This window comes from Roseofilum halophilum BLCC-M91 (genome assembly GCF_030068445.1).
GTDB lineage: Bacteria > Cyanobacteriota > Cyanobacteriia > Cyanobacteriales > Desertifilaceae > Roseofilum > Roseofilum halophilum.
This window is the reverse complement of sequence record NZ_JAQPOK010000035.1, coordinates 1-19,876: the sequence shown is the minus strand read 5'-3', so window position 1 is coordinate 19,876 and position 19,876 is coordinate 1. Positions and strand designations below refer to the sequence as shown.

Sequence of the window (19,876 nt, the reverse complement as noted above, 5' to 3'; positions counted from 1 at the left end):
CGCAAGAGGCACGAAATGCTCGAAAATGAAGATGCTGAAGATCCGAGCATCAGCTATTTATGAGCATAAAAACTATTTCAACTCAACCGTTTACCGACCAGAAACCGGGAACCTCCGGTTTACGCAAACAGGTTCGAGCATTTCAACAACCCCATTATCTGGAAAATTTCATCCAATCGATTTTTGATAGTTTAGAAGACTTTCAAGGCAAAACCCTAGTCTTAGGTGGCGATGGCCGCTATTATAACCGTCAAGCGATTCAGACCATTTTGAAAATTGCGGCGGCTAATGGCGTGGGTCGCACTTTAGTCGGTCAAGGGGGGATTTTATCGACTCCTGCGGCTTCTTGCGTTATCCGTAAAAATAATGCATTTGGCGGTATTGTTCTTTCTGCCAGTCATAACCCAGGGGGGCCGGAAGGGGATTTTGGCGTGAAGTATAACGTCAGTAATGGCGGCCCCGCTCCCGAAAAGGTGACCAGCGCCATTTTCGATCGCTCCAAAACCATCGATCGCTATAAAATCTTAGAAGCAGCCGACCTGAATCTTGACCAGTTGGGCAGCTTCAAATTGGGAGATATGAGCGTAGAGGTGATTAACTCCGTGAGCGACTATGCCGAGTTGATGGAATCTCTGTTTGACTTTAACGTTATTCGCGACTATCTCACGTCGGGCCAGTTTCGTATGTGTATGGACTCCCTGCACGCCGTCACCGGGCCCTATGCCAAGGAACTGTTTGAAACCCGTCTCGGAGCTACTGCGGGAACGGTGCAAAATGGCGTTCCCTTAGAAGATTTTGGTGGCGGTCATCCTGACCCTAACCTAGTCTACGCCCATGATTTGGTCGAGATTCTCTATGGAGACAATGGGCCCGACTTTGGCGCAGCATCCGATGGAGACGGCGATCGCAATATGATCTTAGGGAACCACTTTTTTGTTACCCCTAGCGATAGTTTAGCCGTCCTCGCCGCCAACGCCACCCTCGTCCCCGGATACAAAGACGGCCTCGCCGGAATTGCCCGCTCCATGCCTACCAGTGAAGCCCCCGACCGGGTAGCGGAAAAACTGGGCATCGACTGTTACGAAACCCCCACCGGCTGGAAATTCTTTGGCAATCTTCTCGATGCCGGAAAAGCCACCCTTTGTGGTGAAGAAAGTTTTGGAACCGGTTCCAATCATGTGCGGGAAAAAGACGGACTCTGGGCTGTTCTGTTCTGGTTAAATATTCTCGCCGTTAAAAAGCAATCGGTCGAGGAAATTGTGCGCGAACATTGGCAAACCTATGGTCGGAATTACTATTCCCGTCATGACTACGAAGGAGTAGACACTGAACCGGCTAATACCTTAATGAAAAACCTGCGCTCCTTAGTGTCCACCCTCCAGGGTAAACAGTATGGCAACTATGAAGTCAAATACGCCGATGACTTCAGCTATACTGACCCCATTGATGGTAGTGTGGCCACAAAACAAGGGATTCGCATTGGCTTTACCGATGGTTCTCGGATCGTCTTCCGTCTTTCAGGAACCGGAACTCAAGGGGCAACTTTGCGTGTTTATTTAGAGCGGTATGAACCCGATTCTAAAGCGCATCACCAAGACCCTCAAGAGGCTTTAGCCCCCTTAATTCAACTCGCAGATGAAATCGCCCAAATTCGTTCTTTAACCGGTAGAGATAAGCCCACTGTAATTACTTAATTTCTCAGTGGTAGGGGTTAAAACAAGAGGCCGTAGTGGCTTAGAAAGGTTAAAATTGTAGGTTGGGTTGAACGAAGTGAAACCCAACTTTCGTCAGACTGGCGTTGGGTTTTGTCCCTCAACCCAACCTACATTCTTACTACCCATTGACTTCCATCTTTTCAAGATATGGATTGAATACAATCAGTTTTAACATAGGAGATCAATTGAGTGTTTATGGTCGCATTAGAAACAATTAAATTATTTCAAAAACAACACGAACCCCGCCATTTTAAGGCAGGAGAGATCATCTTTGAAGATGGTCATAAAGGGGAACATATGTATGGCATCATTGAAGGAACGGTGGAATTAAAGGTGAAGGGTAAAGTTGTTGAAACCATTGAACAGGGCGATGTGTTTGGTGAAGGTGCTTTAGTTCATCATCAAGGCACTCGCGCTTCTACGGCAGTGGCAAAAACCGATTGCACCCTAGCCTTTATCGATAGACGGCGATTTTTATTTGCGGTGCAAGAAACGCCAGAATTTGCCCTAGAAGTGTTGCGGAGTTATTCCGATCGCCTGCGACGGCTCAAACGTCATGAAATGTGAGCGCTACGCGCTGGTGATGGGTAATCGGTAATGGGTAATTGGTTATTTATGCTTAGGTGAGTAGGGTGAATACAGACCCAAGCGGTTTCACTTCAATCCTGAAATGATTCTTAAACTTTTTTGCCATCCCCCCTAAATTTTTAAGGGTTATTTAAGTTCAGGACTCCAGAAAATTGTTTACGATCAAAGTGGGTAAGTTTAAGTTATAAACCCCTTGCCCGATTGACAGCAATTTTAGGAGAGAATATGAATCAGACGCTACTCGAACAACTGCGCCAAATGACCGTGGTGGTGGCAGATACGGGTGATATGCAATCGATGGAGAAATTTACCCCTCGCGATGCAACCACTAACCCCTCCTTGATCACCGCAGCCGCTCAAATGCCGGAATATCAAGAGATTGTGGATAGTACCCTGAGAAAAGCTAGAAAAGATCTAGGAGAGGCAGCAGGGACTCAGGAGGTGGTTCAATTAGCCTTCGATCGCCTAGCCGTGGACTTTGGAGTAAAAATCCTGGATATTATTTCTGGACGGGTGTCTACAGAAGTGGATGCTCGCTTATCCTATGATACAGAAGCGACGATCGCCAAAGCGAGAGACATTATCAGCCAATATGAAGAAGCTGGAGTATCTCGCGATCGCATCTTAATCAAAATTGCCTCCACTTGGGAAGGCATCCGAGCGGCGGAAATTCTGGAAAAAGAAGGCATCCATTGTAATTTAACCCTCTTGTTTGGGTTGCACCAGGCGATCGCCTGTGCGGAAGCCGGAGTTACCCTAATCTCTCCCTTTGTCGGTCGTATTTTAGACTGGTACAAGAAAGAAACCGGACGAGATAGCTATCCTCCCGCAGAAGATCCGGGGGTATTGTCGGTCACCCAAATTTACAACTACTACAAGAAATTTGGCTATCCCACGGAAATCATGGGAGCCAGTTTCCGCAATATTTGCGAAATCACCCAATTAGCTGGATGCGATCTCCTCACCATTTCCCCCAAACTCCTAGAGGAACTCGATAGCACGGCTGGGGAATTACCCAGAAAACTCGATCCACAAGCGGCTAAGGGAATGGACATCGAAAAAATCCCCATGGATCGGGAAACCTTTGAAAAAATGCACTCTGAAGATCCCATGGCTTCGGAAAAACTCGACGAAGGAGTTAAAGGATTTTCTAAAGCTTTAGAACAGTTAGAAAGTCTCTTAGCAGAGCGTTTAAATCAAGTAGAAGAAATGGTTGCCGTTTAATATCAAGTCCGGAAAAACAACCCGAATTAAGTAGGGGCGGGTTTCAAACCCGCCCCTACTCACGGTTATTTGAGGGGCGGGTTTCAAACCCGCCCCTACTCATGGTTATTTGAATTGACTATAGATAAACAGTGAGACACGGTTGGTTGCAGGGGCGAAAAATTTTTCGCTCCTATTTGATATGCAGTTTACCTAAATCTCCCTGTTGCTCTAGGCTAAACTCAGGATGCACTCTTAAGAACTGATGTACCCCTTCCCGAACTTGTTGCCCCCAGAAATCCTCTCCCATATCATGGAGAATAATCACCCCATCGGGTGCTATATAGGAAGATAAAAGGAGTAGATCGCTGAGTACCGCTTCCGTGTGGTGATCGGCATCGAGGAAAATGGCATTAAAGGGGCCATGGGTTTGACAAACTTCTGGGCCAATCAGGGCATAATCATTTAAATTAACACCATAGTCGGCTACTTTTTGGCGATCGCCAGCATCGGGGAAACAGCAAGAGAAAAAGCCCTGATAGATCTTGAAGCGATGGCGAACCCCCACATGGGTAAGCGCTGCCTCTACAAACGATAGCATGGTTTGCTGGTAGTCTGGAATCTCAAATTTGCGCACGCACAACCCATTCATCAAACCCGTGGGCAAACCGGGATCGACACAGATCATCTCAGAGTCGGGAAAACACAGGCCTAACACCACAGAAGACACGCCTACGAACGTGCCCACTTCTAGAATTTTTTCCGGACGCTCATGGGGGCAAAACTGCACCAAGATCTCCGCATCATCCGGTTTTAAGGAAGCATTTTCCACAAACTCTCGGTTAAGTCCTTGTTGGGCTAAAAAGGAAATGGCTAACTGACGAGCCTCTTGGGGAGAAATGGGAAGTTTCATAATCGGTATCTCTCTTATAACCGGCGTAAAAATTCTAGGGGTAAGCCATCCATATCAGCAATAAAGGCCACCTCATAAACCCGATCGCCAATCATTTGTTGCATGGGAGCCAACAAAATCTTCAGGGGAGGAAGACTTGGACAAGCGGAGACTTTTCCCTGTAACTCCTGTAACCAGCTTGGTAAATCCGAAGCGCGATCGCTCAAATCAAACGATAAATGATAATATCCAGTATAATGTTCATCCCCAAACGCATCAGCCGCCGGACGGGGTTCAGGAATTTGGATCAACTCAATCCGTCCTCCCAACCCTTCCAGCCAACAGGCCAACGTCATCCCGGTAGTAAAGCGCTCAGTTACCTCAAATCCGAGGGTCTCATAAAAGGCGATCGCCTGATGGATGTTACCCGTGCGAATCGAAACATGGTGCATGGCAATACACCCTATTCAAACAACCGGAAATAGGGATAACGTACCGGTGCGCCCGGTTCCTTATCCAAATCAAAATTGATCACCTCCCAGCAGGGTTCCTCGGAGGGATCGGGACTAAATTCAACCGGCAACCCATATAATTTAGGGGTTTGGGAATCTTCCCCATTGCGCCAAGCTGAATTGCGCTCCAAATAGGCATAAATTAATTCCTGATAGCGCCGAGCAATAATAATTTTAGTGGCCCGATACCCTTGAGTATAAAGCCGGTCTAAAGCCTCATGGATCTCAAAGCGAATTCCATCGGGATGGGTATGTTGTCGATACCATTGGTCTTTCCAGAGTCGCCAATGACGGCCAGACTGGATATGGAGTAATTCCTTCGTCTTTGGATCGGATTCAAACGCACCATGACGAGGACAAAGATAGGTATCCGTCAGCGTCAACGCTGGAATCGTTTGACGACAGTGAGGACACTGTATCTCTGGCCCAAAAACGGGATATTGAAACGTGGGGTTGATCATGAAGCGTTTTTTGCCACAACAAATCGCATTTTGTGATTGTATTATAACCAGGAGAACTTTGCTGTGTTCTTCTCTGGTTGTGATTTGACTAAAAGCCTAGCATGAATTCCTCTGACCCCACTTTGCCCACCTACTGGGAACCCCCAGATACCTCTTCTGCGGCGTTTATTGCTGCCAATGCCACCCTAGTCGGTAATCTTCAATTGGGCTTAGGGTGTAGTGTTTGGTATGGGGCAGTAGTGCGGGGGGATGTGGAGCGCATAGAGATTGGAGCCTATACCAATATTCAAGATGGGGCCATTTTACATGGCGATCCTGGTCAACCGACGATTCTAGAAGAGTATGTCACCGTGGGTCATCGGGCGGTAATCCATAGTGCTAAGATTGGGCGAGGCTCGTTAATTGGCATTGGAGCGATTGTTCTCGATGGGGTAACTGTGGGTGAAGGGTCGATTGTTGGTGCAGGAGCTGTGGTTACTAAGGATGTGGCTCCCTTTTCCCTGGTGGTGGGAATGCCTGCCAAGCGATCGCGGGAAGTCACCCAAGAACAAGCGGATCATTTAATCGAACATGCTCAGAAGTATTATCAGTTAGCTCTTGTTCATGGGAATCAGGGTACAGATATAGGCTTTACCTTGATGCGACAAGAAGGCTCTCGCTATACCGAAGGTTAGCGACGTGATGAATTGTCGCCAAACCAATAAAAGCCCGACAGGGCAACCTTATCTAAAATCAATGTGTTATAATTTTAGCATGATGTGAAGGCGATAAATGCTTGTATTCGAGACTAAGTTATACGGAACTAAAGAACAGTTTGCCATCTTGGACGAAGTCCTAAGAGCGGCTCTGTTCGTCCGTAACAAGTGCTTGCGTCTTTGGGAAGAAAAGCAAGCCAAGTCTCGAAATAACCTTTATCGCTACTGTAAGACTCTGGCTGAATCGTTCCCTTGGGCAAAAAAGCTCAACTCTCAGGCTCGTCAGGCAATGGCGGAACGAACTTGGGCGGCGATCGCTCGATTCTACGATAATTGTAAGTCTGGGAAGTCTGGTAAAAAAGGGTATCCCAAGTACAAGCGATATCAAACCCGTTTATCCGTAGAATACAAGACCAAGGCAAGGAATCGTCTGGGTCGCAGACACCTAAAAGTCCAACGCCAACGTAAAGACTGGGCTGTGAAACTGGCTCGGTGCGTGGTCATGTCGGCAGACGTGGTGGCGTATGAGGATTTAAGAGTGTCCAATTTGGTAAAACATCATTGTCTAGCTAAATCCATTTCTGATGCTGCTTGGTATCAGTTTCGGCAATGGATCGAGTATTTTGGCAGAGTGTTTGGCGTGGTCACAGTGGCAGTTCCGCCCCACTATACTTCGCAGAAATGCAGTTCTTGTGGTTCAGTCGTCAAGAAAACTCTTAGTCAGAGAACTCATGCTTGCCGGTGTGGGTGCAAATTAGATCGCGACCATAACGCGGCACTAAACATTTTGGAGTTAGGACTGGAGTACCGTGGGACACACGGGAACGCAAGCCTGTGGACACGACGACCACTGCTTTAAGATTGGAGACAGTCTTAATGTAAGCCGTGTGGAAGAAGCAGGAAACCTTAGCCGCGAGGCTGGGAATCCCCCGCTATATTGCGACAGCAATTAGCGGTGGGAGGATGTCAAAGAGTCCTGATAGCTATCAGGACTTGAGGATGCGATCGATTTGCACAAATAACTGGGATGGAGTCGAAGTATTGTTTAACAGGCGATCGCCTAACCGACATTTCTCAGCTAAGGGCATTTGAGAGTTAATTCTGATCTGCGCTTGTTCAAAGGTTAAATGATTGCGGCCCATCAGTCGTTCAATTTGCTGCTCTTCAGAACAGTACACAACCCAGATCTCTGCCACCAGATCGCTCATCTGAGCTTCAAAGAGCAGGGGAATAGAGAAGACTAGGGTATCTTGGGGAGAGGATTGGTTAAGGATGGTTTGTAGGCGATCGCGCACATAGGGATGAATTTGTTCCTCCAACCATTGTCGCTCCACCGGGTTCTTAAACACAATCTCCCCCAACTCCTGGCGATTTAACCCCCCTTCCGGTAACTGAATAGACTCCCCATATCGTTGCACAATGCGCTCAAAAAGGGGCGATTCCGGTTTTACCGCTTCCCGCGCATAACTATCCGCATCAAACACCGGCAAACCATACCGCTCTTCCAGATATCCCGTTACCGTACTTTTCCCCGTCGCAATTCCCCCAGTAATCCCAATTTGTGCTTGTTTTCGGCTCATGGTTCGCTTATCCCTTGCCATTCCATCGAGACACTACTTTATACACTCCTAGCAATGGACTCCAGGCTTGACCAATTTTAGATTCAAGCGCACATTTCTTAGCTAAATCCTCATTAATATCTACTCGATTTTGATAATAAAACAAGACAGATTTTAGGCTATCACGAATCACATACAAGGGAATCATCAAATTTATGAAAGGCCGTTGCCAGGGATAATATCGAGCTAAACGAGTTAAATGATTGGATAAACCATATCCTCTAGCTAACTTCAGAAGATAATCCTCTTCTAGACGATGGGAATAAATATGATGCCAAATTTCCATGTTGGGATTATGCCACACCTCCCAGGAACTATTTTGAAGATAAAACATCATTTCTGCGTCTTCACCTGCCGCCATGGTTTTGGGATCTCTGCCTGCAATTAACAATTTTTCTGGAGAAGGCATCGCATCCTGCCAAGCTTCTTTACGAATAACCACACCGGGTGCAGGGGGGATTCTACGAATTTTATCATTGCGTTTATACTGGAATGGTTTATGGCCGCGATCGCACACCGTTAAGTAAGCTTTCATCTGCTTAAAATAGTTCGGTGGATCAATATCTAGTTTAGCGTGAATAATTCCACCATAAGCACCAACATGAAGATTTTTGACACCAAAGTCAACACATGCAAAAACCCAACTTTTTCCCGGCAAATTATCATCATCCAGAAAGCCAATTAAACTCTTGCTTTTTGCTTCTGCTACAGCACAATAACGAGCATAAGCTGCCCCTTGCCGACCTTCAAATGCATAACGAAGTTGACTATCTTTTCTCCAGTTTTCTGCATATTCCAAAACGACTTCACGAGTGTTATCATCACTATTATTATCGACTACTAATACTTCCCAAGAAATAGCCTCAACTTCTTGAGCCAATAGAGCGTCTAAAACTTCAGCAATCCTTGTTGCTCCATTGTAAGTGATAATTGCAACTGTGAAGTCTAAGCCCATAAACGCCTCATCCCTCAAAGCTCAGAACTCTTTAATTTTGTGTTAAAATATCCCTGTGACCATAAATAAAATGGACTTCTCAGACTACTGATTAAGATTTCTAACTTGCAGGCAGCCACCACATCAGACTTCACTTGATTTCGATACTGTAAAAGCAAGATTAACAGCTTTCTTAGATCATTAAGCATATAAAGGGGATAAATCAAGGGTTTTTGCCAAGATTTAGCTTTCAATGTGCGAGTCACATAACGACTCAGACCAATTCCCCGAATCATGGGAATCAGATAATCTCGCTCTAAGCGCCATGGGGGAATTTTATGATCGAGTTCCATTTCTGGATTGTACCAAATTTCCCATCCTTTCGCTTGAATGTAGGATAATAATTCTAAGTCTTCAGAGCTGAGAAAATTTCCCCCAATCCTACCACTTAGGGTGAGTTTTTCCGGGACACTTTCTAACCAAGCTTGTTTGCGAATCACGATCCCTGCACCAGGGGGCAGCAAGTTGTTCTGAGGGGAGTACAGAAATGGCTTCGAGCCTCGTTCTACCAAAGCTAAATAGGGCAAGAGGGGTTGAATATTCTCTGGAGGAGGTGATGCAAATAATCCGTGAATTTTCCCCCCAAATGCTCCTGATTCCGGATATTTTTGGGAAAACTGGTAAGCTGAAGTCACCCAATTGGGATAGGGTAAGTTATCGTCATCGAGAAATCCCACCCATTCTCCTTGAGCTGTTTGAAAAGCACATTGTCGAGCAAAGGCAAGTCCTTGTTGTTGCTCGAAGACATATCGCAAGGGGATGTCTAAATCCCAAGTTTGTTGGTATTCTTGGAACACTTGGGCGGTGTTATCTGTACTGTTATTATCGACTAGGATAATTTCCCAACTCAGGGACTCAACGCCGGTTTGTTGGCGCAATTTATCCAACACTTCTGGGAATCGGTTTGCGCCGTTATAGGTGGGAATCGCTACTGTAAATTGTACAGACATTTTTCTGATCCTTACTCGGAGACAGAGGCAACCGGTTCGGGTTCTGGGGATAGGATGACATCCTTGAGTTTACTGAAGGTGAGCGCCCCGTCTTGGCGGTCAATTTTAATGGTATCGCCTTCTATAAACGTATTGTCTAAGATTTGGGTGGCGATCGCATTCTCCACCTGTTTTTGAATTGCCCGCTTCAATGGACGGGCCCCATAGACCGGATCGTAGCCCGCCTCTACCAAATGGTCAACCGCCGCCGGGGTAATTTCCAGGGTAATCTTTTGCTCCGCTAATAACTGCTGGGTGCGTTTGAGTTGAATATGGACAATACTAGCCAATTCCCCTTTACCCAAGGCATGGAAGAGGATAATATCATCGACACGGTTGATAAATTCTGGACGAAACTGTTTGCGCAGAGCCTTTTGTACTCGTTTGCGCATCTCCTCATATTGGGTATCATCCCCAGAAACATCCAAAATATGCTCCGATCCAATATTACTGGTCATCACAATCACCGTATTGCGGAAATCAATCGTCCGTCCTTGGGAGTCCGTAATTCGACCATCATCGAGGACTTGCAGCAAAATATTAAATACATCCGGGTGCGCCTTTTCTACCTCATCTAACAGCACCACGGAATAGGGACGACGACGGACTTGTTCGCTCAACTGTCCCCCTTCCTCGTATCCCACATATCCCGGAGGCGCACCCACTAAGCGGGAAACGGCATGTTTCTCCATATACTCGGACATATCAATTCTGACCATGGCTTCTTCCGAGTCGAACAAACTGGCAGCCAGCGATCGCGCTAATTCCGTTTTTCCCACCCCTGTCGGCCCCATGAACAGGAACGAACCGATGGGACGACCGGGATCTTTCATTCCTGCTCTGGCGCGGCGTATGGCTTCAGCAACCGCCTGTACCGACTCATTTTGACCGACGACGCGCTCATGTAAATAATCTTCTAGGTGCAGCAGTTTTTGCCGTTCTGACTCTAATAAACTATTGACTGGAATCCCCGTCCACTTGGCCACAATTTCGGCAATATCCGCTTCCGTCACTTGTTCGCGCAATAGAGTCGATCCGGTTTCTTGCAAGGCTTGTAGTTGCCCTTCTTTGGTTTCCCGCTCCCGTTCTGTTTTCTCTAATTTGCCATATTTAAGCTGGGCAGCCCGATTTAAATCATAGGCTCGTTCTGCTTGTTCAATTTGCACCCGCAACTGTTCCTCTAATTCTTTGAGGATCTTAATATCATCGATCAGTTGCTTTTCGGTTTGCCATTGATCGTTGAATTTCTGCTGCTTTTCCTTGAGTTCCGTAATCTCTTGATCGATGCGCCTGACTTTTTCCTGGGGTTCTTTCAACTGTTCCCCGTCTAGGGAGATTTTTTCCATCTCTAGCTGCATGATCCGGCGATCGATGGTTTCGAGTTCCACCGGTTTCGAGGTAATATTCATTCTTAATTTAGCCGCCGCTTCATCAATGAGATCGATCGCCTTATCCGGCAAAAACCGATCCGTAATATAGCGGTTGGATAACTTCGCTGCTGCAACTAGGGCTGAGTCCGTGAATTTAACGCTATGGTGAACTTCATAGCGGTCTTTTAACCCCCGCAAAATAGAAATCGTATCTTCAACCCCCGGTTGATCCACATACACCTGTTGGAAGCGACGCTCTAGGGCTGCATCCTTTTCAATATAATTGCGGTATTCATCCAAAGTGCTGGCCCCAATACAGCGCAATTCGCCCCGCGCTAACATGGGTTTGAGTAAATTGGAGGCATCCATAGCGCTCGACTGTCCGGAACCAGTTCCCACTACGGTATGCAGCTCGTCGATAAACAGGACAATTTGCCCTTCGGAGTGGGTAACTTCCCGCAAAACCGCCCGCAGTCTGGCTTCAAATTCGCCCCGATATTTGGCTCCAGCAATTAAACTGCCCATATCCAGGGTGATCAGTTGCCGATTTTTCAGGGACTCTGGCACTTCATTATTGACGATACGCTGGGCTAGAGCTTCGGCGATCGCCGTTTTTCCCACCCCCGGTTCCCCAATAAGCACCGGATTATTTTTCCGTCGGCGCGAGAGGACTTGTATCACCCGCCGAATCTCCTCATCCCGCCCGATAACGGGGTCTAGATTGCCCGATCGCGCCAATTCCGTCAAATCTCGCCCATACTTCTCCAAAGCGTCGTAGCGGCTTTCTGGGGCTTGATCCGAGACCGTCTGACTGCCGCGAATATCTTTGATCGTTTGTTCGAGTTGGGTGCGGGTGCGGTTAAAGCGACGCACCAATTCCCGACCAATCCGTTGATCTTCGGCTAAGGCGAGTAAAATATGTTCGACGGCAATGTATTCATCGTTCCAAGCTTGGCGAGCAACTTCGGCTTCATCCAGGAGTTTATCTAAACTGCGACCGAGATAGAGTTGCTCCACATTGTAGGTCGTTTTCTGCCGCGCATCAAACTGGTTGAGTTGCTGTAATAACCGTGCCGGGTCAATTCCCGCCTTTTCTAAGATGGTTTTAGCCAGTCCTCCTTGCTCCAAAAGGGCGATCGCCACATGCTCGACTTCCAACTGCTGATGTTTCCCTCGACGAGCGATATCCTGAGAGTTGACAATGGCTTCCCAAGCTTTATTGGTAAATTTAGATGAGTCAGTTGGTTGCATGGTTAGGATAATTGGCGATCTTCGCGCTTTAAGCTTATCTATTATAATGATCAATCCTGTAGGGGCGAACGGCCGTTCGCCCCTACATCACCTGATTAAGTGGGTAAGGTGGGTAGGATAAGCAGCAATATCCTTCAAATTTTACAATACTCTCCTGCCCACCCTACGATAATTTACTGTAGGGGTGGGTTATGCAAGATCGAGGAGAGTGGCGATCGCCCATCTGAACCCACACCATCAGGCTAATGTTTGGTCTTTTGCTACAGTGTTAACCATACCCAACTTAGAGCGATCGTCATGTTTAATCTTTCTCGTACCCGTTCCCTAAATCAGGTTCAAGAAGCCGTTCCAGCCCTTCTTGATGAGTTAAAAACCGATAAAACACCGATTGTGATTACCCTTGATGGTAAAGCTGCGGCTGTACTGCAAGATGTTGAAAGCTATCAAAATCTGCTCGACAGACTAGAATTATTAGAAACGGTTGTTGGAATTCGGAAAAGCTTAGAAGAATTTGAGCAAGGAAAAGGAATTTCGATCGATCAAGCATGGGAACAGTTTCAGCAAAAACATGACCTACCAAGTTGAAATATCTCCTACGGCAAACCAAGATATAGAAAATATCTTTCTTTGGCTCCAGCAAAATGTCCCCAATCAATCTTATCGCTGGGTTCGGGGATGTTATGAAATCATGCTGACACTTGAGAACTTCCCTAATCGTTGTCCCCTGGCTCCAGAAAGCGAATATTTAGATATAGAAATACGTCAACTTTGGTATCAAAAAAAGTATCGTATTTTGTTTAGTGTGACCGAAAATGAAGATCGGGGAACGGTTCAAATCCATAGAGTCAGACACGGATCTCAAAAACAGATTGAATCTTTAGAGGAATTTTTCAATGATCGGGAAGAAGGAAATGAGTAATCCTTTCAAGATAGTGCCACGACTAGCGAGACTATGAGATTGCTTCACTCCACTGAGTTCTGTTCGCGTTTCACGCAAGCTTCGCTTTCATGTCGGCGACAGCCGAAACGCAATGACATACTATAACTGATCCAATGGACTTGATATGACGGTTTATTATGGCGATCGCCCATCTGAACCCACCCCATCCCCCAATCCTCCACCAGACCCTAAGACAACTTCATCAGAGCATCCGTAAGCATCGGCGGCAACTTTCTCAGCACCTTACCCTGTTGGCGATCGATCGCCACTAACGTCACCTGAGCCGTTAGATAACGTTCCTGACCATCTAACGAACAAATTTGACATTGAATAATCTGGCGAACTCCCGTAATTTCCGACAAACGAGTTTTCAAGATCGCCCTCATGCCTAACTGAAGCGGTTGATGATAGCGCACCGACAAATCCACCACCGGTAAATCACATCCGATAGCCACCAATTCAGCAAAATTGAGACCAATGGAGCGGAAATACTCCACCCGCGCCTCCTCCATCCATTGGATATAAGTTCCATGCCAAACCACGCCAGCATAGTCGGTGTGGTGGGGATAGACACAAAGGGGATAGTCAAACCAGGGGCGATCGCCAGGATCAGCCGTTGCCGGAGAAACCTGTACAATTCCAGAAGTCGGGATCGGTTTATCTGACACTTTTCTTAAGATTCTACGTTCAAACTTCAGATTATCCTTAAATCATAAGAAAAATTTCCTCAATACAGGTGGAATTACCCCTATGTTCAAGAAAATTTTAGTTGCCGTTGCCGGCCGAGGCCTATGCGAACAAATGATGAACATGCTCCTGGAGATTCCCTCCATTCAACGGGAAGCTCAGGTAACCGTTCTCCATATTGTTCCCAAGAAATCTAGCGAAAGCGCCATGGCGAGTCGGTTGGAAGAAGGGGGAAAAATCCTAGCTGAAGCAGTTGCCTCCCTCAAACTCGATGAAAACCGGATTAATCCCCGACTCAAACAAGGAGACCCCAAGCAAACGGTTCTGGATGTGGCAGAAGAAGAAAACTCTGACCTGATTATCATGGGTTCCCGGGCCCTGGGTCGTCTGCAATCGATCCTGCAACAATCGGTGAGTCAATATGTTTTCCAGACCACCACCCGTCCCATGCTCTTGGTCAAAGATGATGTGTATGTCCAACGCATCAATCGAGTGTTAGCCGCTCTCGATGGTTCAGAAGCCGCTCAGGAGAGTCTCCGGGTTGCTCTACAACTTCTACAAGAAGTCTCCGGTGGTTCTCTAACGCTGCTGCATGTGAATCCAGAATCAAAAATCCCCAGTCCCGATCAAGACCCGATTTTAGTCGAAGCTGCCCAGAAAGCGAAAGCCTTTGGAATCAATACGGAACTACTCCATGCTGTGGGGAATGCCGGTGAAAAAATTTGCCAGCTTGCCGAAGAAAAAAATGCCGATTTAGTAGTGTTGGGTTCTCCAGACCGTCGGCCCTCAATGGCCAAAGGATTGCCCGATCTCGATCGCCTATTGGGATCTTCCCTCTCTGACTATGTGCGCGTTCAGGCCAACTGCCCGGTCTTACTGGTCAGAAGTGCCAGTAACTAGGGACTGTTGAGAGGCAAAAAAAATGCTGAGACCCTTCTAATCTCAGCATTTTGGATCGATCTAACCGTGAAACATCAGCACAATCAAGTGCCTTTATTCTCACGACTAGCGGTTTGAATATAGAGGATCAACAAAAAGACAGCAGGAACCAGGACAAATAGGATGCTGGCCACAAATCCTAAATCATTTACTTGCATGAGCTATAGGCCTCTTGTTATCTAAGGGTTACATCCCTACCTAGAATAACCGAAATTTATCCCCCGTTGAAATAGTTTACGGCTTGGTTTTCACGCTGATGGGGCCATTGACCAAGGTTTGACAAGCTAAACGGTAAGTTTCAGGCTTTTTCTTGAGCTTTCGTTGTTCAAAGTCAGTCTTAGGAGAAAGGTTTTCCATTCCCTCGACAATCTCGACGATGCAAGTCCCACATTGACCCACTCCCCCACAGTTGGTCATTTTACCGATCAGCTTATAGATATCGATCCCTTTCTCCAGAGCTTGTAAGCGCAAGTTGGCTCCATCGGCGGCGATCGCCTCCTGATTCTCATTGACAAATTGGATATTAGCCATTATCACCTCTTGTTTCTTCTCATTAAGAATTATAAAGAAATGTTGCGCTTTTGGGTATAGTTATGGTCAAAATCAACAAGAAACTAGCGTAATCGATTTCAGCTTGCAATCGGTTCCATCACTGGTTACAATTCGTTATATTCGTTCTCATGAAAAAACCAGCGCTCATGAAGAGAAGTCTTGACGGCTCTGAATTGAGAAGCTGATTTAATATTACGGTAGACTCAGCGTTGAGCTTCAAGGTTCTACCGAAAAAACGAAAAACCACTTGAGTTGATCGTCGATTTATAAGTCCTAAAAGGAGGAGCGTAGTCAATGGGACTACCCTGGTACCGAGTACATACAGTCGTCCTGAATGATCCAGGCCGTCTAATCGCTGTACACCTGATGCACACTGCCCTGGTTGCAGGGTGGGCTGGCTCAATGACCTTGTATGAGTTAGCTATTTACGATCCTAGCGATCCTATCCTTAATCCTATGTGGCGGCAAGGCATGTTTGTCATGCCCTTCATGGCCCGTCTAGGAGTCACGGATTCCTGGGGAGGATGGAGTGTTACGGGTGAATCCGTATCCAATGTTGGCTTCTGGTCTTTTGAAGGCGTAGCCGCAGCCCACATCATTCTATCCGGCTTATTATTCCTAGCCGCTTGCTGGCACTGGGTCTACTGGGATTTGGAACTCTTCACCGACGCTCGTACCGGTGAACCTGCCCTAGACCTGCCCAAAATGTTTGGCATTCACCTATTCCTGTCTGGACTGCTGTGTTTTGGCTTCGGAGCCTTCCATGTCACTGGCCTGTTTGGGCCAGGGATTTGGGTCTCCGATCCCTATGGCATCACCGGAAGTGTCCAGGCGGTCGCCCCTGAATGGGGGCCAGCCGGATTCGATCCCTTCAATCCGGGGGGAATTGCCGCTCACCACATCGCTGCTGGTGTGGTTGGAATCATTGCTGGATTATTCCATCTCACCGTTCGTCCCCCAGAGCGCCTCTATCGCGCCCTGCGGATGGGTAACATTGAAACCGTACTCTCTAGCAGTATTGCTGCTGTGTTCTTTGCTGCCTTCGTCGTAGCAGGAACCATGTGGTATGGTAGCGCCGCCACCCCCATTGAACTCTATGGCCCCACCCGCTATCAGTGGGATCAGGGCTATTTCCGGCAAGAAATAGAACGCCGAGTTCAAACGAACTTAGCCAATGGCGATAGTCCATCAGAAGCCTGGAATAAAATTCCCGAAAAATTGGCCTTCTATGACTATGTAGGAAACTCCCCAGCCAAAGGCGGTTTATTCCGGGTTGGGCCCATGAACGATGGTGATGGTCTTGCCCAAAACTGGATCGGCCACCCCGTGTTCAAAGATAGCGAAGGTCGCGTCTTAACCGTGCGCCGGATGCCCAACTTCTTTGAAACCTTCCCGGTTGTCCTCACGGATGAAGAGGGCGTAGTTCGCGCTGATATTCCCTTCCGTCGGGCTGAATCTCGGTATAGCTTTGAGCAAACTGGGGTAACAGCAACGATTTATGGTGGCGAACTCGATGGCCAAACCATTACTGACCCCGCTAAAGTGAAGCAAATCGCTCGGAAAGCCCAATTGGGTGAACCGTTTGAGTTCGATCGCGAAACTTTGGGGTCTGATGGTGTATTCCGCACCAGCACCAGAGGTTGGTTTACCTACGGTCACGCCGTATTTGCTCTGTTATTCTTCTTTGGTCATATCTGGCATGGTTCTCGGACTCTATACCGAGATGTATTTGCCGGAATTGATTCCGATATTGAAGAGCAAGTTGAATTCGGTGTGTTCGCTAAACTGGGTGACACCACTACCCGAAAAGAACCGGTTTAGTAGACTGGCTAACCCCTTGATTGGGTGTCAGCTCCAAAACCGATAACGGAAAAAGTAGGAGTAGGTCAATCTACTCCTACTTTTTCTTGGTTTCAAAGTAAGATAAAATAAGGGCAATTCATCCATTACCCCATGGGGACGTTAAACTATGGAAAGCACCGTTTATATATTGGTTCTAGCCTTAGCTTTGGGCACAATTTTCTTTGCGATCGCCTTCCGCGATCCCCCGAAAATTGGTAAATAAGACTCTCCCATGAGGGATTTTGTCTCAATCTAGGAACAGTCCATCCCGCAAAGAGGCTCAAGGATTTAATCATTATGCGATGTCCATTTTGCCAGCATACCGATAGTAGGGTTTTGGAATCACGCTCTGCCGAAGCCGGGCAAAGCGTGAGACGGCGGCGAGAATGCCTACAGTGTAAACGCCGCTTTACTACCTATGAACGGATTGAATTGGTTGCGATTACGGTCTTGAAGCGGGATGGACAACGGGAAGGGTTCGATCGCTCAAAACTGCTCAGGGGAGTGGTGCGATCGTGTGAAAAAACCGGAATTGATGTGGCGACATTGGAGCGACTCGTTGACCGGATTGAAACAGATTTGCAACAACGCGCTCAACGGGAAGTCAGCAGTCGCGAAATTGGCGAGCAGGTGTTACGCCATTTGCGCCCCCTGAGCGAGGTAGCCTATATTCGGTTTGCATCAGTCTATGGAAAATTTCAAGGGATTCGGGATTTCGTGGAGACTCTCAATCATTTACAATCTCACCCGATCGCTGATCGCAGCGAGCCAGAAAACGCGATCGCCTCACCCAATCCTCAAACCGATCGTCAATGGGTTTTTACTCCCTGAGATTACGTCTAACTTGAATTAGGATGACCCAGATGACCGAAAGGGACGAATCTGACTACACTCCCATAGAAGCATTTGATAGCGCAACAGTTAGTGAAACGTTAATTCGGTTAACTCGGCCCTGGACAGCCCATGGCCCCATGGAAAGGCCATCTTGTCCAGAAGCTCTGCAAATGGCCATGGAGCAGTTGATGATCCTGATCGAGCAACTGCGATCGCCTCAAGGGGGTTGGCCAGAAAATTTACCCTTTACAGAAGAAAACTTGCTTCCCTACGTCACAGAAGAAGTTTATGAAATCTTAGAACATCTCCATGAGATCGATCCCCCCCAGATACGCAGATCTCCCCAAGACTCAAACTGGCTGATTGAAGATCTCAGCGTGCAACTGCTCTGGAGCATTGCCACCAGTTCCTACGCTCTGATGCAACTCAGTGGGGGGGTGTTGGCCCAAACCGGCCAAACCAAGGGACTCTTGCGCGTGGTTCCCATTCTTGAAGTGCAAGCTGATTCCATTCAATGGGCGATCGATTTAGCCACCCTTTCCCCTCCTCCCCTCCCTCCCGATCCACAAACTCAGTTCCAAATCCTCACACCATCAGTCGCTGAACCCATTTCCTGTGCCGATCTGCTCCAACAATGCCACAAGGATCTGCACGCCCAGACCCCCCATCTGCAACCTTGGACGGAACCGGAGTTGGTCGATATTCTAGAACCAGGCAAAGATTGGGTCTCCGGTACGGTGCAAGTGAGGCTCGGTTTAGAGTGGATGGCAGAAGTGATAGAGCCAGATCGCCATCAGAGCGAGGGACTGATTCAGATTCGCTGGACTGACCCCCAATTGATTGCTGCTTATCGTCAAACATTGCTCTCTACGGCTCTGTTTCCCGCATTCGATCGACTGGGAAAGTTAGACCCCCTAGAGACCGAGAGTCCCTTAACGGCGATCGCCATTACCCAGCAAGTCTTAGCCCATCTCAACCTCTGGCAAGAACAATCGAGTCCCAAAACAATTCCTTCCCCCTTTCGCTTGCACCTGCTTCAAGATAGCCTCGAACTCGCTCCCCAAGTCTCCTTAAGCCAATGGATATCCCATCTGCTTTGGGAACTCACCAGCTTATCCTATGACTTAATGCAATTCCTCGGCCAAGTCCCGGCCTGCGTGCTACAACCGGAATGGGGATGGGATGCAGGAACCTTGCGCTTAGTAGCCCTGCTGAATGTCAAATCCATTGACGAAGATCTACAAATTGACTTAGCCACAGGACAATCCTACACTCCTAGCCATTTTTGTTTAATGAACGATGCCATCATTGAATTGTCCTTGAGGGAAAATGAATCCAAGTTGACCCTACAAACCGATCAGTTTTTAGAACAGATTCAAACAGAGATCGAAACCGTAAGACCAGCCCTAGGTTTACTCTTTTCAGGAACTGGCGTAAAAATTTCTGCATCCGGTCAACCCTGGAAACTGGGGTTAGTTCAGCTTACCCTAGTGACTGAGTTTATTCCCGCTTAAGCAAAAAGTTATAGTCTATGAGGGAGTGAAGGCAGTCGGGATGCTGGGATGGGAGAAAAGGCGATCGCCCTCCCCCCTCAGTCGTGATTACGGTAGAATCAGATCGATCGCCTCCTCCCGAAGATTATGGCTCCAGTCTCCACCAAGTGAGGAAACCCTCAAGCATTATTTTGGTTACGATCGATTTCGTCCGGGCCAAAAGGAAATTATTGAAACCACACTACAGAACCAGGATCTACTGGCGATCGTGCCCACGGGAGGGGGAAAATCCCTCTGTTT

Annotated in this window: 22 protein-coding genes and 1 pseudogene; 13 read left to right on the top strand and 10 right to left on the bottom strand. The window is 47.4% G+C overall.

Annotated features, from left to right (window positions below; all coding sequences use genetic code 11):
* The first annotated feature begins 59 nt into the window (after positions 1-59).
* The 3 genes from PJF56_RS04335 to PJF56_RS04325 all read left to right on the top strand — a co-directional run bounded on the left by PJF56_RS04335 (position 60) and on the right by PJF56_RS04325 (position 3,527).
* Positions 60-1,694 carry an alpha-D-glucose phosphate-specific phosphoglucomutase gene (locus tag PJF56_RS04335; protein WP_283761417.1) on the top strand — a complete coding sequence of 545 codons (1,635 nt, stop codon included), beginning with the start codon at positions 60-62 and terminating at the stop codon, positions 1,692-1,694.
* Positions 1,695-1,910: 216 nt separating this feature from the next.
* On the top strand, positions 1,911-2,282 hold the full coding sequence (locus PJF56_RS04330) for a cyclic nucleotide-binding domain-containing protein (protein ID WP_283761416.1): 372 nt from the start codon (positions 1,911-1,913) through the stop codon (positions 2,280-2,282).
* Positions 2,283-2,528: 246 nt separating this feature from the next.
* Entirely contained in the window at positions 2,529-3,527 is a 999-nt protein-coding gene (locus tag PJF56_RS04325) for a transaldolase (RefSeq protein WP_283761415.1), read from the top strand.
* Between the two features lie 172 nt (positions 3,528-3,699).
* On the opposite strand, the gene PJF56_RS04320 is transcribed toward PJF56_RS04325, so the two are convergent.
* From PJF56_RS04320 to PJF56_RS04310, 3 genes are read right to left on the bottom strand one after another with little or no spacing between them, the layout of a single operon-like run.
* Positions 3,700-4,419, bottom strand: coding sequence for a class I SAM-dependent methyltransferase (locus tag PJF56_RS04320; RefSeq protein ID WP_283761414.1), 720 nt, complete (start codon positions 4,417-4,419; stop codon positions 3,700-3,702).
* A gap of 14 nt (positions 4,420-4,433) precedes the next feature.
* Positions 4,434-4,850 carry a VOC family protein gene (locus PJF56_RS04315; RefSeq protein ID WP_283761413.1) on the bottom strand — a complete coding sequence of 139 codons (417 nt, stop codon included), beginning with the start codon at positions 4,848-4,850 and terminating at the stop codon, positions 4,434-4,436.
* Positions 4,851-4,861: 11 nt separating this feature from the next.
* Positions 4,862-5,371, bottom strand: a complete 510-nt coding sequence (locus PJF56_RS04310) for a TIGR02652 family protein (protein ID WP_283761412.1) — start codon at positions 5,369-5,371, stop codon at positions 4,862-4,864.
* Positions 5,372-5,472: 101 nt separating this feature from the next.
* On the opposite strand from PJF56_RS04310, the gene PJF56_RS04305 reads away from it, so the two are divergent.
* Complete coding sequence (locus tag PJF56_RS04305; RefSeq protein ID WP_283761411.1) at positions 5,473-6,045, top strand: gamma carbonic anhydrase family protein; 573 nt, start codon at positions 5,473-5,475, stop codon at positions 6,043-6,045.
* A gap of 97 nt (positions 6,046-6,142) precedes the next feature.
* Positions 6,143-7,019 (top strand): annotated as a pseudogene (locus PJF56_RS04300) (RNA-guided endonuclease InsQ/TnpB family protein).
* Positions 7,020-7,052: 33 nt separating this feature from the next.
* Here the strand turns inward: PJF56_RS04300 and coaE are convergent.
* From coaE to clpB, 4 genes are read right to left on the bottom strand one after another with little or no spacing between them, the layout of a single operon-like run.
* Entirely contained in the window at positions 7,053-7,646 is a 594-nt protein-coding gene (coaE, locus tag PJF56_RS04295) for a dephospho-CoA kinase (protein ID WP_283761409.1), read from the bottom strand.
* Between the two features lie 7 nt (positions 7,647-7,653).
* Positions 7,654-8,640, bottom strand: a complete 987-nt coding sequence (gene hpsE, locus PJF56_RS04290) for a hormogonium polysaccharide biosynthesis glycosyltransferase HpsE (protein ID WP_283761408.1) — start codon at positions 8,638-8,640, stop codon at positions 7,654-7,656.
* Positions 8,641-8,654: 14 nt separating this feature from the next.
* Positions 8,655-9,629: a hormogonium polysaccharide biosynthesis glycosyltransferase HpsE gene (hpsE, locus tag PJF56_RS04285; RefSeq protein ID WP_283761407.1), complete on the bottom strand. Its 975-nt coding sequence runs from the start codon at positions 9,627-9,629 to the stop codon at positions 8,655-8,657.
* An 11-nt stretch (positions 9,630-9,640) separates the two neighbouring features.
* The gene (gene clpB / locus PJF56_RS04280) at positions 9,641-12,289 is read right to left on the bottom strand and encodes an ATP-dependent chaperone ClpB (protein ID WP_283761406.1); all 2,649 of its coding nucleotides are present in this window, start codon (positions 12,287-12,289) and stop codon (positions 9,641-9,643) included.
* Between the two features lie 297 nt (positions 12,290-12,586).
* Here clpB and PJF56_RS04275 point away from each other — a divergent pair, with 297 nt between their 5' ends.
* Both PJF56_RS04275 and PJF56_RS04270 read left to right on the top strand, forming a co-directional pair.
* On the top strand, positions 12,587-12,874 hold the full coding sequence (locus PJF56_RS04275) for a type II toxin-antitoxin system Phd/YefM family antitoxin (protein WP_283761405.1): 288 nt from the start codon (positions 12,587-12,589) through the stop codon (positions 12,872-12,874).
* Entirely contained in the window at positions 12,858-13,208 is a 351-nt protein-coding gene (locus PJF56_RS04270) for a type II toxin-antitoxin system RelE/ParE family toxin (RefSeq protein WP_283761404.1), read from the top strand. Before PJF56_RS04275 ends, PJF56_RS04270 begins: the two co-directional genes overlap by 17 nt.
* Positions 13,209-13,417: 209 nt before the next feature.
* Here the strand turns inward: PJF56_RS04270 and PJF56_RS04265 are convergent, their stop codons facing one another.
* A complete protein-coding gene (locus PJF56_RS04265; protein ID WP_283761403.1) occupies positions 13,418-13,897 on the bottom strand; it encodes an acyl-CoA thioesterase in 480 nt (159 codons plus the stop codon).
* Positions 13,898-13,979: 82 nt separating this feature from the next.
* Here PJF56_RS04265 and PJF56_RS04260 point away from each other — a divergent pair, with 82 nt between their 5' ends.
* Positions 13,980-14,816, top strand: a complete 837-nt coding sequence (locus tag PJF56_RS04260) for a universal stress protein (RefSeq protein ID WP_283761402.1) — start codon at positions 13,980-13,982, stop codon at positions 14,814-14,816.
* A gap of 83 nt (positions 14,817-14,899) precedes the next feature.
* Here PJF56_RS04260 and psbM read toward each other — a convergent pair whose 3' ends face one another.
* Together psbM and PJF56_RS04250 are read right to left on the bottom strand one after the other, a co-directional pair.
* A complete protein-coding gene (gene psbM, locus PJF56_RS04255) occupies positions 14,900-15,013 on the bottom strand; it encodes a photosystem II reaction center protein PsbM (RefSeq protein WP_283753020.1) in 114 nt (37 codons plus the stop codon).
* Between the two features lie 76 nt (positions 15,014-15,089).
* Positions 15,090-15,386, bottom strand: coding sequence for a 2Fe-2S iron-sulfur cluster-binding protein (locus tag PJF56_RS04250; RefSeq protein ID WP_283761401.1), 297 nt, complete (start codon positions 15,384-15,386; stop codon positions 15,090-15,092).
* Between the two features lie 315 nt (positions 15,387-15,701).
* On the opposite strand from PJF56_RS04250, the gene psbB reads away from it, so the two are divergent.
* The 5 genes from psbB to PJF56_RS04225 form a co-directional block, all read left to right on the top strand.
* Positions 15,702-17,228: a photosystem II chlorophyll-binding protein CP47 gene (gene psbB, locus PJF56_RS04245; RefSeq protein WP_283761400.1), complete on the top strand. Its 1,527-nt coding sequence runs from the start codon at positions 15,702-15,704 to the stop codon at positions 17,226-17,228.
* A gap of 148 nt (positions 17,229-17,376) precedes the next feature.
* Positions 17,377-17,472, top strand: coding sequence for a photosystem II reaction center protein T (locus PJF56_RS04240; RefSeq protein ID WP_271936322.1), 96 nt, complete (start codon positions 17,377-17,379; stop codon positions 17,470-17,472).
* A gap of 74 nt (positions 17,473-17,546) precedes the next feature.
* Positions 17,547-18,080, top strand: a complete 534-nt coding sequence (gene nrdR / locus PJF56_RS04235; protein WP_283761399.1) for a transcriptional regulator NrdR — start codon at positions 17,547-17,549, stop codon at positions 18,078-18,080.
* A gap of 32 nt (positions 18,081-18,112) precedes the next feature.
* A complete protein-coding gene (locus PJF56_RS04230; protein ID WP_283761398.1) occupies positions 18,113-19,597 on the top strand; it encodes a hypothetical protein in 1,485 nt (494 codons plus the stop codon).
* 25 nt (positions 19,598-19,622) lie between these two features.
* A partial coding sequence (locus PJF56_RS04225) for a hypothetical protein (RefSeq protein WP_283761397.1) occupies positions 19,623-19,876 on the top strand: 254 nt, incomplete at its 3' end.